The organism is Novosphingobium mathurense (assembly GCF_900168325.1).
In the GTDB taxonomy this organism is placed as follows: domain Bacteria; phylum Pseudomonadota; class Alphaproteobacteria; order Sphingomonadales; family Sphingomonadaceae; genus Novosphingobium; species Novosphingobium mathurense.
Map to the genome: position 1 here is coordinate 735818 of NZ_FVZE01000002.1, position 14307 is coordinate 750124.

A 14307-nucleotide genomic window follows, 5' to 3' on the forward strand; every position below is an offset into this window, starting at 1 on the left:
GAGCATCTGGCCACTTGCCAAAAGGCGCTGCTGCGCTGCACAATGGGGTAATCATGCGAATTGCCGTCATCGACGAAAGCGCCGCGCGCGCCTCGATCATCCAGGAAGGGCTGGCCGCTCTCGATGATTGCGAAATCTATGTCCTGACGGAACGTCGGGGCCTGCTGGCCCGGATCGGTGAGATCAATCCTGACATCGTCCTCATGGACCTGGGTAACCCGTCGCGCGACGTGCTCGAAGAATATTTCTCGGTGAGCCGGGCGCTTGACCGGCCGATTGCGATGTTCGTCGACGAGGCGGACGACGAATCGATTGCCGCTTCGGTCGAGGCGGGCGTCTCGTCTTATGTCGTCGATGGCCTGGCGCCCAACCGCATCCGTCCGATCCTCGATCTGGCGATCACCCGTTTCAATGCCTTTTCGCGCCTGCAAAACGATCTTGCCGCCGCCAAGGGCAAGCTGGCCGAACGCGAAACCATCGATGCCGCCAAGCGCATTCTCATGAACGGCAGGGGCTTGCCCGAACCAAAGGCCTATGCAGAACTGCGCAAGGCGGCGATGAACCAGGGCAAGCGCATAGTCGATATCGCCGAGGCCATCGTGACGGCCGACCGGCTGATGGGGGATCATTGACGTGAGTACCGAGCTGACCGTCGGCTTCCTGCCTCTGGTGGATGCATGCCTGCCGATCCTGGCGAAGGAACATGGATTTGCCGAGGAAGAGGGCGTCACGCTCTCGCTGGTGAAGGACATGAGCTGGGCAACCGTTCTCGACCGCCTGCTTTACGGGCACAGCGACGCCGCGCACCTTGTCGCGCCGCTGGCGATTGCCGCGACGCTGGGACGCGGACGTCCGGCACAGTCGCTTTCGGTTCCCTTCGTCCTTGGCCTCAATGGCAATGCCGTTACCTTGCGGCCCGAAATCGCCCGCATGGTTCGCCCCGAAGGGCAGATCGGCGATCCTGCGGAAGTGGGTGCGGCGCTCAAGGTGATCGCAGAGGAACGCAAGGCTGCCGGCAAGCCGCTGACCTTCGGGGTCGTTCATCGCTATTCCAGCCATAACTACATGCTGCGTTACTGGCTGGCGGGTTGCGGCATCCGGCCCGATACCGATGTCGACATCACCACGGTCCCGCCGCCGTTTTGCGCCGATGCGCTCAAGCAGGGGGAAGTCGACGGGATCTGCGTCGGCGAGCCGTGGAACTCCGTTGCGGTCGAGCAGGGCGCCGGTGAAATCGTCCTGTCCACTGCGCAGATCTGGCGGCGCGGCGTGGAAAAGGTGCTGGCCCTGCGCGAGCAGGTTCTCGACGAGAAACGTGAAGGCGTGCAGCGCCTGATCCGTGCCTTGTGCAAGGCGGGGGCGCACTTCGTCGATCCGGTGAACTGGGAACTCAACGCCGAGATTCTCGCGCGGCCCGAATACCTCGACGGTTCGGCCGAACTGATCCGCCGGGCTATCTCCGACCAGTTGCTGATCGCGCGCGGCGGTGCCCTGATCCACTATCCCGATTTCATGTTCCAGTACCGCGAGGCGGCCAACTTCCCGTGGGTCAGCCAGGCGGAGTGGCTCTACACGCAAATGGTGCGCTGGGATAACGTACCCTTCGATGCGAAGGACGCGCAAAGGGCGGCACGCGTTTTCCGCCCCGACGTTTACCGCAGTGCACTGCTCGGCACGGGGGAACCACTTCCGGGGGCCAGTTCCAAGGTCGAAGGCAGTATCGAGACGTCCATGGTCGTGGGTACGCAGCAGGGCGCTATCCAGTTGGAACCGAACAGGTTTTTCGATGGGAAGGTGTTCGATCCGAGCGATATCGAGGGCTACCTGTCTCGGCTTGCGTAAGCGCAAATTCGTTGTGCGGTGCAAAAAGTCCTTTACGCGAGCCGGGCGAATCGCTTAAACACTAAGTCACGCAGAACGGTCGGCTCCCAAGGACGGGAGCATCGAAAGATCGGCCTGCGGGTATCAGAAATCAGTGGCAACGCAGCCGCCCGATGTAACCCTTTTGGGTTCGCGTCGAGGCGGTTTTTTGCGTTTGCCTGATGAACTTGGGGATTTGTTCGGATGAGCATGAAGCGGGGGTTCGGGTTTACGCGTCGCGCTGCGGTTGTCGCGCTGATGGCCAGCGTCGCGCTGGCCGGTTGCGGCAGCAAGGGCGATGCACCGTCGGGTGACGCGGTGAAGGCTGCAGCGGCGCCGGGCGGCGTGGAAAAGCCGGTGCTCAAGCTCGGTTTCATCAAGCTGACCGACATGGCGCCGCTGGCCATTGCCAAGGAGAAGGGCTTCTTCGCCGAGGAGGGCCTCAACGTCACGCTCGAGCCGCAGGCGAACTGGAAGGTCCTGCTCGACGGCGTGATCGGCGGACAGCTTGACGGCGCCCACATGCTGGCCGGTCAGCCGATCGCCGCAACCATCGGATATGGCACCAAGGCCGACCTGATCGCCCCCCTCAGCCTCGACCTCAACGGCAATGCCATCACCGTGTCCAACAAGGTCTGGGACATGGTCAAGCCGAACCTGCCGATGGAAGGCGGCAAGCCCAAGCACCCGATTTCGGCTGCGGTCCTCCAGCCGGTGGTCGCCAGCTTCAAGCAGCAGGGCAAGCCCTTCAACATGGGCATGGTCTTCCCGGTTTCGACCCACAACTACGAACTGCGCTACTGGCTGGCCGCCGGAGGCCTCAACCCCGGTTTCTACACCCCCGGCGATGTCGGTGGCACGGTCGATGCCGACGTCCAGCTCTCGGTCACGCCGCCGCCGCAGATGCCCGCCACGCTCGAGGCCGGTACCATCGAAGGCTATTGCGTGGGCGAACCGTGGAACCAGGCGGCGGTGCAGAAGAAGATCGGCGTGCCGATCATCACCGACAACGAAGTCTGGCATGACAATCCGGAGAAGGTCTTCGGCCTGCGCAAGGATTTCGCCGACAAGTATCCGGGCACGACCGCAGCCATGCTTCGTGCGATCATCAAGGCGCAGCAGTGGCTCGATGCCGATGGCGGCAAGAACCGCGCCGAGGCCGTGAAGATCCTCTCGCAGCCCAACTATGTGGGCGCCGACGAGAAGGTCATTGCCGCATCGATGACCGGCAAGTTCACGTTCGAGCCGGGCGACACCCGCGATGCGCCGGGCTTCAATATCTTCTTCGACAAGAACGCGGGCTATCCGTTCTATTCCGATGCGATCTGGTACCTGACGCAAATGCGCCGCTGGGGCCAGATTCCCGAGGATCACGATGACCAGTGGTACATCGATCAGGCCAAGGCCGTCTATCGTCCCGACCTGTATCTCGCAGCGGCCAGGGGCCTTGCAGAGAAGGGCGTGATCCCCGCCGATGCTATCCCCGAAACCGACGGTTTCAAGCCGGTCGACAACGGCTTCATGGATCACATCCCTTACGACGGCCACAAGCCGAACGCGTATATCCAGTCGCTCAAGATCGGTCTGAAGAAGGGCCAGAAGGTGACGGCTTCCGGCGTGACCGGCAGCTGACACCCGAGCTAATCCGAGGAGAATTTCGATGGCAACCGCCTTTGCCGATATGGAGCCGAAGGAAATGGCTCAGGCCCAGTCGGAGAATCCCGTGGCCGATACCGCAACCGCAAGGGCTGCGTCCGAAAGCAAGGCCGAAAAGGCCGCGCCGCCGGCCGCTCTCGGCAAAGTGCAGGACGTCATTGCGAAATTCGGCAAGGGGCTGATTGCCCCGATCCTCGGGATTGCTGCATTCCTTGCCATCTGGGCGGCTCTCGCCCCGCAGGTCGACACCTCGCTCGGCGCGCTTCCTGGCCCCTTGGAAGTCGCCGAGCAGGGTGTTGCCCTGTACGATGAATGGCATGCTGCGAACGTGGCCAAGGCCGAGTTCTATGACGCCCAGGATGCCCGCATGGCGGCGGGCACACAGGCGATGGCCTTCGACTATGCCGGTCCGCCGACTTTCCTCGATCAGGTCCTGACCTCGCTCAAGACGGTCGCGCTCGGGTTCATCCTGGCGACCGTGTTCGCGGTGCCCATCGGCCTTGCCGCGGGCCTATCGCCGATGTTCAATGCCGCGATCAACCCGCTGGTGCAGATCATGAAGCCGGTCAGCCCGCTTGCCTGGCTGCCGATCGTGACCATGGTCGTCTCGGCCACGGTTTCCAGCGCCGATCCGATGCTGGCCAAGAGCTTCGTCATTTCGGCCATCGTCGTGATGCTCTGCTCGCTGTGGCCGACGCTGATCAATACCGCGATCGGCACCGCCTCGATCGACAAGGACCTGCTCAACGTGGGCCGCGTGCTCAAGCTCGGCTGGTTCGCGAAACTGACGCGCCTCGTCCTGCCCAGTTCGCTGCCCTACATCTTCACCGGTATGCGCCTGTCGCTGGGCGTGGGCTGGATGGTGCTGATCGCCGCGGAAATGCTCGCCCAGAACCCCGGTCTCGGCAAGTTCGTGTGGGACGAGTTCCAGAACGGTTCCAGCCAGTCGCTCGCCCGGATCATGTTCGCGGTGATCGTGATCGGCCTGATCGGCTTCCTGCTCGACCGGATCATGATGATGCTTCAGTCCTTCGCCAACCGCAACCACACGATCTGATCGTCAACCCCACCAGCCGAAGGAAACAGACAATGGCCACGATCCTTTCGCTCAAGGGTGTCTCCAAGTCCTATAAGGGACAGAACGGCGGCGTCACGCAAGTGCTCGACGGCATCGACCTCGACGTCGAGGAGGGCGAATTCATCGCCATCCTCGGCTTCTCGGGCGCAGGCAAGACGACCCTGATCTCATCGATCGCCGGCCTGATCGAACCCGATGCGGGCGATATCCTGCTGCACGGCAAGCAGATCGACGGGCCTGACAAGGACCGAGGTCTGGTCTTCCAGTCCTATTCGCTGTTTCCCTGGCTGACTGTCGAGAAGAACGTCGCGCTTGCCGTCGATGCCGTCCACAAGGACCGCAGCAAGCAGGACCGTGCGGCGCTGGTGAAGCAGAAGATCGAACTGGTCGGGCTGGGCCATGCGATGGACCGCAAGCCGGCCCAGCTTTCCGGTGGCATGCGTCAGCGCGTCTCGGTGGCCCGCGCGCTGGCCATGGAGCCGGAGATTCTCCTGCTCGACGAACCGCTTTCCGCGCTCGACGCACTGACCCGCTCCAAGCTCCAGGATGAGATCGAGCGGATCCGCAAGGAAGAAAAGCGCACCATCATCCTCGTTACCAACGATGTCGACGAGGCTCTCCTGCTGGCCGATCGGGTCGCGATCCTGACGCCTGCGCCTGCCGCCACCATCGGGCGGATCTTCGATGTCGATGTGCCGCGCCCGCGCGATCGCGAGGCGGTGAACGACGATCATCACTTCCAGTCGCTGCGCAAGCAGATTGTCGCCTATCTCGGCAAGCTCAACGAGCAGGGTTCCAGCGTCGGCGAAAGCTCGGTCGAACTGCCCGAAGTGGTGCCGCTGGACCTGTTCGCCGGCAAGGAGGCCGAGCTTCCCGCCGCTTACACGCAAGCGGCGAAATCCGCGGTCGAGCGGCGCTACATGGAGTTCTACAAGCTCCACAAGGTCTACCCGACGCCGAAGGGGCCGCTAACCGTCGTCGAGGATTTCAACCTGCTGATGGACAAGGGCGAATTCATCTCGCTCATCGGTCACTCGGGCTGCGGCAAGTCGACCGTGCTGACGATGGCGGCCGGCCTCAACGAGATCAGCAAGGGCGGCATCATTCTCGACAACCGCGAGGTGGACGTTGCCGGCCCGGACAAGGCGGTGGTATTCCAGGCGCCGAGCCTGATGCCCTGGCTGACCGCCCGCCAGAACGTCGCGCTGGGCGTCGAGCGGGTCTATCCGCATGCATCCAAGGCCGAGCGCCGGGATATCGTGGACTATTACCTCGACCGCGTCGGCCTTGCCGATGCCAAGGAGAAGATGGCAGCCGAGATGTCCAACGGCATGCGCCAGCGCGTCGGTATCGCCCGGGCATTTGCGCTCTCGCCGCGCCTGCTGCTGCTCGATGAGCCTTTCGGGATGCTCGACAGCCTCACGCGCTGGGACCTGCAGGACGTGCTGGTCGAGACCTGGAACCGCACCAAGGTCACCGCGATCATGGTCACCCACGATGTCGACGAGGCGATACTGCTGGCCGACCGCGTGGTGATGATGACCAATGGCCCGCAGGCCACCATCGGCAAGATACTCAAGGTCGACCTGCCGCGCCCGCGCGATCGCAAGGCGCTGCTCGATCATCCCAAGTTCTACCAATACCGACAGGAAGTGCTGCACTTCCTGGCCGAATACGATCACGGACCGGCGGCAAAGGCCGCCTGAAACAAGTGAGGCCGCACGCGCGCAAAGCGCGGCGGCCTCGAACGCGCGCGCTCATGAGGGGCGGCGACGGGCAATGGCGCCCGTTCGTCCGACGCGCACTGCGGATCGCACGGTTCGCGCAGGGAGAGGGTCATAGCGGCGGGCAACGGCGTCTGCCTTCGTTCCTATTCGGAAGGGGCGCCCGGGGGGGTGCCCGTGGAGGCTCACGCATATGAAAAAGACACTCTCGCTTGCTGCTCTCGCCGCCACTGTCGCCACGCTGGGCCTTGCCGCGCCCGCACAGGCCAAGGCCGGCGATCCGGTCAAGGTCAGCGACGACGTTACCATCGACCCGATCATCGACGGGGTCCTGCGCTACGAACATGTCGACCAGGACGACATCGACCTCGATGCCGACGCCGTGACCATGCGCCTGCGCGCGGGTGCCGAAGTGACTACCCACGGCCTTTCGCTGTTGGCCGAAGGAGAGGGCACACTGGCGATCGTCGACCACTACAACGACACCATTCCCGGCAATAACGGATATCTGGGCGCAGAACCCTATTCGGTCGTGGCCGACCCGCAGAACATCGAACTCAACCGCCTGCAGGTGGCTTATGCTGCCAAGGGCAGCAAGGTTACGATCGGGCGCCAGCGCATCATTCTCGATGATGCCCGCTTCGTCGGCAATGTCGGCTGGCGCCAGAACGAGCAGACATTCGATGCGGTCCGCGCCGAGACCAGGATCGGCCCGGTGATGTTCGACGGCACTTACGCCATTTCGCAGCGCACGATCTTCGGTGCCGACAGCCCGAACGAATACTTCGACGGCGACATGTTCCTCGTCCAGGGTGGGCTGAACCTGAAAGTCGCCAAGGTGAAAGCCTTCGCCTACCTGCTCGATTACGACAGCCGCATCGCCTTCTCGAGCCAGACTTACGGCGTGCTCGCCAATGGCGCGATCCCGCTTGGCGATGCGTTCAAGCTGAATTTCTCGGCGACCTATGCGCGCCAGAGCGATTACAAGCTGAACCCGGTCAACTTTGCCGCGGACTATATCAACGCCGAGCTGGGCGCATCGATCATGGGCTTCGGCCTCAAGGCCGGCTACGAGGAGCTGGGTAGCGATGACGGCATTGCCGCCTTCCAGACCCCGCTGGCGACCGCCCATGCCTTCAACGGCTGGGCCGATCTGTTCCTGACCACGCCGGCGGCGGGTCTGCGCGACTATTACGGCGGTCTCGCCAAGAAGATCGGCGATGCCGGACCGCTCAAGGGCCTCAACGGTGCGGTCGTCTACCACAAGTTCGAAAGCGATTTCGGCAGCGTGAACTACGGCCAGGAGTGGGATGCCAGCCTTGGCTTCTCGATCAGGAACTACGCCGTGCTTCTCAAATACGCGAACTACGATGCCAAGAACTTCGGCACCGATACCGAAAAGTTCTGGCTGCAATTGGCATTCAAGTACTGACCGACTTGAGGAGGGGGACTGGCTGCAGTTCAGGCATGGCTCCGGACGTGCCGAAGCAGGGCCCGGACTGCAGCCGGAACCGAACGATTTCAAACGAAGGAAAAGTCTAGCGTACGCATTGGACCTTTTATCTGGCAACGGGGAGTATTCGTAGATGGCATATCTTGCGCCTTCAGAATTTGTCACCAAGCTGATCGACGCCGGTGAATCGAAGATCATGATGTCGACCAAGGACACGCTGGTCCGCGCCTACATGGCCGGTGCCACGCTGGCCCTTGCTGCGGCTTTTGCCGTGACGATCAATGTCCAGACCGGCCAGCCGCTGGCTGGTGCCGTCCTGTTCCCGGTCGGCTTCTGCATGCTCTATCTGCTCGGATACGACCTGTTGACCGGTGTATTCGTGCTGGCGCCGCTCGCGGTGTGGGACAAACGTCCCGGCTGCAACTGGTCGGGTGTCCTGCGCAACTGGGGGCTCGTCTTCACCGGCAACTTCGCCGGGGCGCTGACGACGGCCGTGCTCATGGCCATCTACTTCACGTACGGCTTCGCGGCCGAGCCGAGCGAAGTGGGCATGAAGCTGGCCGGTACGGGCGTTGCGCGCACGGTGGGTTACGCCGAGTACGGCATGGCCGGCTGGCTGACGATCTTCGTGCGCGGCATGCTGTGCAACTGGATGGTCTCGACCGGCGTCGTCGGTGCCCAGATCTCGACCACCGTGTCGGGCAAGGTCATCGCGATGTGGATGCCGATCATGCTGTTCTTCTACATGGTCTTCGAACACTCGATCGTGAACATGTTCCTGTTCCCGACCGCACTGATGCTCGGCGGTGACTTCACTGTCGGCGACTACTTCTGGTGGAACGAGATTCCGACCGTCCTGGGCAACCTGGTCGGCGGCCTGACTTTCACCGGCCTCATGCTTTACACCACGCATGCCCGCACCGGTGCGAAGCGCGTGGTCAAGATGGCAGCCTGAGCTATCCCTCTGGCTGCATTCGATCGGGAGGGGCCCAGCAAACCCTCCCGATCCCCTTTGCGATCACCTGAACCTGCCGCAGGCGAGGACGGATCCTTGCGAAACCAGCTTGCCGTGACAATCGGCCAGTATTCGACAGCCGGGACCAAGGAGGCGAACCAGGACTTCCATGGCGCCTTCGTTCCCGAGGGCGACGAACTGTGGACCAAGGGCGTGGCCCTGGCCCTCGCGGACGGGATCAGCACCAGTGTGCTGGGCGCAGCGGCAGCGGAAACCGCGGTAAAATCCTTCCTGACCGACTATTTTGCAACGTCCGAAGCCTGGTCGGTCCAGACCAGCGCGGCCCGGGTGATATGCGCGACGAATTCCTGGATGCACGCGCAGAACCTGAAGGGGCATGGCAGGAACCTGACCGACGAGGAGCGGGAGCGCGGCATGGTCTGCACGCTCTCGGCGCTGGTCCTCAAGTCGCGCTCGGCCTACGTCTTTCATATCGGCGATGCGCGTGTGGTGCGGGTCTCCGGCACTGCCCTCGAGCCGTTGACCGAACCGCATCGCGTCTGGCTGGGTGGCGGCCAGAGCTATCTCGCCCGCGCGCTCGGGATCGATCGGCGCGTCGAAATCGATCACCGCAAGGTGCCGGTTGCGAAGGGTGACACCTTCATCCTGACCAGCGACGGCGTTCATGACGTCCTGCCCGATTCAGCCTTCGTCGAGGCGGCGCGCGGAGAGGACCTCGACGCAGCGGCCCGTGCCTTGGCCGATGCTGCACTTGCTGTGGGCAGCGAGGACAACCTCACCGTCCAGATCCTTCGCGTGGACGACCTGCCGCAAAGCGATCCGGGCGATCTGGTCGGGGAAGAGGCAGCCCTGCCGCCTGCGCCGCATTTGACTGCCGGGCATGACTTCGATGGTTTCACGATCCTGCGCGAACTGCATGCCGGGCATCGCAGCCACGTCTATCTCGCGCGCGATGGTGAGACCGGGCAGCTGGTGGCGATCAAGGTACCGTCGACCGAAAGCGGTGCCGACCCGGTCGAACTGCGCCGCCTCATGCTGGAGGAATGGATCGCGCGGCGCGTCAGGAATACACATGTGCTGGGCGCGCCGCCCGCGCGTGCTTCGCGCCGTCACGCCTATGCCGTGACCCATTTTCTCGAAGGCGCGACGCTGGAGGACTGGGTACGTTTTCAGCCCGGGACCGATCTTGCGGCGATACGCTCGATCGTGAAGCAGGTGGCATCGGGCCTGCAGGCGCTTCACCGCATGGAAATCCTTCATCGCGACTTGCGCCCCGCCAATGTCGTCATTGATCGTGAGGGGACGGCCCGGATCATCGATTTCGGCTCCGCACTTGTGGCCGGGCTCGACGAACTGGCGCCGCGCGCCGACGATGCGATGTTTGCCGGAACCATGCAGTTTACCGCGCCGGAAATTTGGCTGGGTGCTCCTGCAAGCCGGAAGTCCGATCTGTGGTCGCTTGGCGCGATTGCCTATTTCATGCTGACCCGCAGCCTGCCGTATGGGGCGCGTCTCAGCGCGGCGCAGACCCGGGCGGCGCAGAGGAAGCTGGCCTATATCCCGGCGAGCGAGATCAATCCTGAAGTGCCCGAATGGATGGATGCGGCGTTGGCACGCGCGCTCGCGCTCGATCCGGCGGATCGCTACGAAGAGCTGTCCGAATTCATTTACGACATCGCCCATCCCAATACCGCGCTCGCCGCGCCGCCGCCGCGACCCTGGCTGGCGCGCCGACCGGAACGCCTGTGGCAGGCGATCAGCACCGCTCTGGCGCTCGCCCTTGCATTGTCCATCGCCACCCGCGGTAGCGAGCGTGAGCCGGGCGGCGGACATGGAGCCACCAGTAGAGTTTCCACCCCCAGAACCGAGGAGATCCCGGAATGATGACCAAGGCCGATGTCACCGACATGATCTATGAAAAGAAGCGCGCAGGCGGTGTGACCTGGGCGCAGATCGCCGAGATGGCGGGCCTGCAGGAAGTTTTCGTGACATCCGCATGCCTCGGCATGAATTCGCTTCCGCGCGAGAGTGCCGACAAGGTCGCGACCGGCCTGGGCCTGCCGCAGGAGGCGGCAGTCGTGCTCGCCGAATATCCCAAGAAGATGTTCGAGATGACGGTGCCGACCGACCCATGCATCTACCGCTTCTACGAGATCGTCGGTGTCTATGGCGAAACGCTGAAGGAGCTGATCCAGGAGAAGGGCGGCGACGGGATCATGAGCGCGATCGACTTCGACATGACCGTGGAGAAGATACCCAACGAGAAGGGCGATCGCATCGAAGTGAAGATGTCTGGCAAGTTCCTGCCCTACAAGAGCTGGTAGGCGGGTTCGGATACTCTCCCGTCACGCTGAACCCGTTTCGGCATCCGGTACGCTTGCCGCCCCTTCCTGCGCGCCTGCCGATGCAGGAAGGGGCGGCGAGTTATAACCTTATGACATTGAACGTAATTTATTCTTTTCCTGCTGCACTGCAAAAAAGCGTCTTGCGCCGCACACGGCGAATCGGTTAAACACCCAGCAGCGAGAAAGCGTCCGTCCAGCGTTGGACGAATTGAGCGCCTCGCCTTCAGATTTACAGACGCGTGGCAACGACGCCGCCCGTACCTTTCCCGAATGGGAACAGGCACGAGGCGGTTTTTTTGTGTGCGCGTTGCGAACGGAGACGTGACGTGAATGCACCGATGAACTTCGAGAAGGGCGACCTTCCCGGCCAGGTCCGGGAAAGGCTCGTGGTGATCGGCAACGGCATGGCGGGTTGCCGCGCTGTCGAGGAGATCCTTGCGCGCGATCCCAATCGCTTCGACATCACCATCTTCGGCGCCGAGCCGCGGGTGAACTACAACCGCATCATGCTCTCGCCGGTTCTGGCCGGTGAGAAGACCTTCGACGAAATCGTCATCAATACCCAGCAATGGTACGATGAAAACGGCATTACGCTGATTTCGGGCGACAAGGTCGATCACATCGACCGCGCAGCAATGACCGTGATTTCGGCGTCGGGCCGGGCCGAACCCTACGACAGGCTGCTGATCGCCACCGGCTCCGACCCCTTTATCATTCCGGTGCCGGGCAAGGACCTCGAAGGCGTCGTCACTTTCCGCGACCTGGATGACGTCGACAAGATGCTGCACGCCGCGGAAGCTGGCAATGCCAAGGGCGGGGGCAACGCCGTCGTCATCGGCGGCGGCCTGCTCGGCCTCGAAGCGGCGCACGGCCTCTCGCTGCGCGGGATGAAGGTCACGGTCATCCACCTCATGCCCACGCTGATGGAACGCCAGCTCGACGAAGCGGCCGGCTGGCTGCTCAAGACCGAACTGGAACGTCGCGGCCAGACCATCCTGACCGGCGCGAATACCAAGGAGATCCTCGGCAAGGACGGCAAGGTCGCCGCCGTCATGCTGGACGACGGCACCGAGATCGCGGCCGACATCGTCGTCATGGCCGTCGGCATCCGCCCCGCGACCGGCCTTGCCCGCGCCGCCGGGCTTGAGGTCGAGCGCGGCATCATGGTCGACGACCACATGGTCACGTCCGATCCGGCCATCCTTTCCGTCGGCGAATGCGTCCAGCACCGCGGCATGTGCTACGGCCTCGTTGCGCCGCTGTGGGACATGTGCCGTGCCCTGGCCGACTACGTCACCGAAAGCCCGACCGGCTACGAAGGCTCGGTCACGTCGACCAAGCTCAAGGTCTCGGGCATCGACCTGTTCTCGGCCGGCGACTTCTCCGGCGGCGAGGACTGCGAAGACATCGTCATGCGCGATGCCTCGCGCGGCGTTTACAAGCGCGTCATCGTCAAGGACAACAAGGTCCTGGGCGCGGTACTCTATGGCGATACCGCCGACGGCTCCTGGTACTTCGACCTGATGAAGAAGGGCGAGGACGTTTCCGAGATCCGTGAGGCGCTGATCTTCGGCCAGGCCTTCGCGTCCGGGGGTGCGCTCGCGGACCCTAATGCTGCCGTTGCTGCCCTCTCGGACGATGCCGAGATCTGCGGTTGCAACGGCGTTTCCAAGGGCGCTGTCGTTCAGTGCATCCTCGGCGGGGCGCACTCGCTCGACGCTGTGCGCAGCGGCTGCAAGGCATCGGCTTCGTGCGGTTCGTGCACCGGCCTCGTCGAGAGCCTGCTGGCGGTAACGCTGGGCGGTGAGGTCGAGAGCGGCCCCAGGACCATGTGCAAGTGCACCAGCTTCACGCACGACGACGTGCGAAAGCTGATCGTCGAAAAACAGCTCAAGGTCATTCCCGAGGTCATGCAGGAACTGCACTGGACGACGCCCGACGGCTGCGCCTCGTGCCGGCCTGCGCTCAATTACTATCTGCTTTGCGCCTGGCCGGGCGAATACGAAGACGACCAGAAGAGCCGCTTCGTCAACGAACGCCTGCACGCCAATATCCAGAAGGACGGCACCTATTCGGTCGTCCCGCGCATGTGGGGCGGGCTTACCAACCCAACCGAACTGCGCGCGATTGCCGATGTCGTGGAGAAGTACAACGCGCCGATGGTCAAGGTGACCGGTGGCCAGCGCCTCGACATCTTCGGAATCAAGAAGGAAGACCTGCCTGCCGTCTGGGCCGACCTCAATGCGGCCGGAATGGTATCGGGCCACGCCTACGGCAAGTCGCTGCGCACGGTGAAGACCTGCGTCGGATCGGAATGGTGCCGCTTCGGCACGCAGGATTCGACCGGGCTTGGCGTCAAGATCGAGAGGATGACCTGGGGCTCGTGGATGCCGCACAAGTTCAAGATCGCCGTCAGCGGTTGCCCGCGCAATTGCGCCGAGGCGACGATCAAGGACTTCGGCGTCGTTTGCGTCGACTCCGGCTACGAACTGCACATCGCCGGCAACGGCGGCATCAAGGTCCGCGCGACCGACCTGCTCTGCAAGGTCGAAAGCGAGGAAGATGCGCTCGAGATGTGCGCTGCCTTCATTCAGCTCTACCGGGAGGAAGCGCATTATCTCGAGCGCACGGCGCCCTGGGTCGAACGGGTCGGGCTCGATTACGTGAAGGACAGGCTGGCCGAGGACGGCGCCGTCAGGGCCTATGCCGCCCGCTTCCTCTATTCGCAGCAGTTCATGCAGGACGATCCCTGGGCCAAGCGGGCCTCGGGCGAACGCAAGGACCTGCACGCCCACATCGCCACCGTGCGTCCGATGGACACGGCCCTGGAACTGGAGAAGGCATAATGATCGGCGAATGGCTTGATATCGGTCCGATCTCGCAGATCGAAGCGGGCACCGCGCGCACCCTGCCGGTCGAAGGCGGCGAGGAAATCGCGGTGTTCCACACGATGCGCAATGAGTTCTTCGCGCTGCGCAACAAGTGCCCGCACAAGCAGGGCCCGCTCAGCCAGGGTATCGTTCATGGCGACGTCGTGACTTGCCCGCTGCACAACTGGAACATCTCGCTGCGTAGCGGCAAGGCGCTGGGCGACGACGAAGGCTGCGTTCCGACCATTCCGCTCAGGGTCGATGCAGGGCGCATCTATCTCCTGCGTTCTGCCGTGATTGGCACAGGTGCGACGGACGCTGCCCAGACCCGGGCGGCGGCCTGAT

Annotated in this window: 11 protein-coding genes; all 11 read left to right on the top strand. The window is 63.3% G+C overall.

Going from position 1 to position 14307, the window contains the following annotated elements:
• Positions 1-53: 53 nt before the first annotated feature.
• On the top strand, positions 54-632 hold the full coding sequence (locus tag B5483_RS10300) for an ANTAR domain-containing response regulator (protein WP_054944376.1): 579 nt from the start codon (positions 54-56) through the stop codon (positions 630-632).
• 1 nt (position 633) lies between these two features.
• Positions 634-1842, top strand: a complete 1209-nt coding sequence (locus B5483_RS10305; protein ID WP_054944375.1) for a CmpA/NrtA family ABC transporter substrate-binding protein — start codon at positions 634-636, stop codon at positions 1840-1842.
• 222 nt (positions 1843-2064) lie between these two features.
• Entirely contained in the window at positions 2065-3492 is a 1428-nt protein-coding gene (locus tag B5483_RS10310; protein ID WP_245828922.1) for a CmpA/NrtA family ABC transporter substrate-binding protein, read from the top strand.
• Positions 3493-3520: 28 nt separating this feature from the next.
• Positions 3521-4573, top strand: a complete 1053-nt coding sequence (locus B5483_RS10315; RefSeq protein ID WP_079730241.1) for an ABC transporter permease — start codon at positions 3521-3523, stop codon at positions 4571-4573.
• A gap of 32 nt (positions 4574-4605) precedes the next feature.
• Positions 4606-6300: an ABC transporter ATP-binding protein gene (locus tag B5483_RS10320; RefSeq protein WP_054944373.1), complete on the top strand. Its 1695-nt coding sequence runs from the start codon at positions 4606-4608 to the stop codon at positions 6298-6300.
• A 211-nt stretch (positions 6301-6511) separates the two neighbouring features.
• Positions 6512-7750 (top strand): alginate export family protein, encoded by a 1239-nt coding sequence (locus B5483_RS10325; RefSeq protein ID WP_079730242.1) that lies wholly within the window; start codon positions 6512-6514, stop codon positions 7748-7750.
• Positions 7751-7904: 154 nt separating this feature from the next.
• Positions 7905-8726: a formate/nitrite transporter family protein gene (locus B5483_RS10330; protein WP_054944371.1), complete on the top strand. Its 822-nt coding sequence runs from the start codon at positions 7905-7907 to the stop codon at positions 8724-8726.
• A 96-nt stretch (positions 8727-8822) separates the two neighbouring features.
• Complete coding sequence (locus B5483_RS10335; RefSeq protein WP_079730243.1) at positions 8823-10631, top strand: bifunctional protein-serine/threonine kinase/phosphatase; 1809 nt, start codon at positions 8823-8825, stop codon at positions 10629-10631.
• Positions 10628-11071 carry a cyanase gene (cynS, locus tag B5483_RS10340; RefSeq protein ID WP_054944369.1) on the top strand — a complete coding sequence of 148 codons (444 nt, stop codon included), beginning with the start codon at positions 10628-10630 and terminating at the stop codon, positions 11069-11071. The genes B5483_RS10335 and cynS overlap by 4 nt, the downstream gene beginning before the upstream one ends.
• Before the next feature lie 359 nt (positions 11072-11430).
• Positions 11431-13938, top strand: coding sequence for a nitrite reductase large subunit NirB (gene nirB, locus B5483_RS10345; protein WP_079730244.1), 2508 nt, complete (start codon positions 11431-11433; stop codon positions 13936-13938).
• On the top strand, positions 13938-14306 hold the full coding sequence (nirD, locus tag B5483_RS10350) for a nitrite reductase small subunit NirD (RefSeq protein ID WP_054944367.1): 369 nt from the start codon (positions 13938-13940) through the stop codon (positions 14304-14306). Before nirB ends, nirD begins: the two co-directional genes overlap by 1 nt.
• The last annotated feature ends 1 nt before the right edge of the window (position 14307 follow it).

Excerpts from the sequence above, each read along its gene's own strand:
- B5483_RS10300 (WP_054944376.1), top strand. The coding sequence starts at position 54 with ATGCGAATTGCCGTCATCGACGAAAGCGCCGCGCGCGCCTCGATCATC.
- B5483_RS10310 (WP_245828922.1), top strand. The coding sequence starts at position 2,065 with ATGAGCATGAAGCGGGGGTTCGGGTTTACGCGTCGCGCTGCGGTTGTC.
- B5483_RS10315 (WP_079730241.1), top strand. The coding sequence starts at position 3,521 with ATGGCAACCGCCTTTGCCGATATGGAGCCGAAGGAAATGGCTCAGGCC.
- B5483_RS10320 (WP_054944373.1), top strand. The coding sequence starts at position 4,606 with ATGGCCACGATCCTTTCGCTCAAGGGTGTCTCCAAGTCCTATAAGGGA.
- B5483_RS10325 (WP_079730242.1), top strand. The coding sequence starts at position 6,512 with ATGAAAAAGACACTCTCGCTTGCTGCTCTCGCCGCCACTGTCGCCACG.
- B5483_RS10330 (WP_054944371.1), top strand. The coding sequence starts at position 7,905 with ATGGCATATCTTGCGCCTTCAGAATTTGTCACCAAGCTGATCGACGCC.
- cynS (WP_054944369.1), top strand. The coding sequence starts at position 10,628 with ATGATGACCAAGGCCGATGTCACCGACATGATCTATGAAAAGAAGCGC.
- nirB (WP_079730244.1), top strand. The coding sequence starts at position 11,431 with ATGAACTTCGAGAAGGGCGACCTTCCCGGCCAGGTCCGGGAAAGGCTC.
- nirD (WP_054944367.1), top strand. The coding sequence starts at position 13,938 with ATGATCGGCGAATGGCTTGATATCGGTCCGATCTCGCAGATCGAAGCG.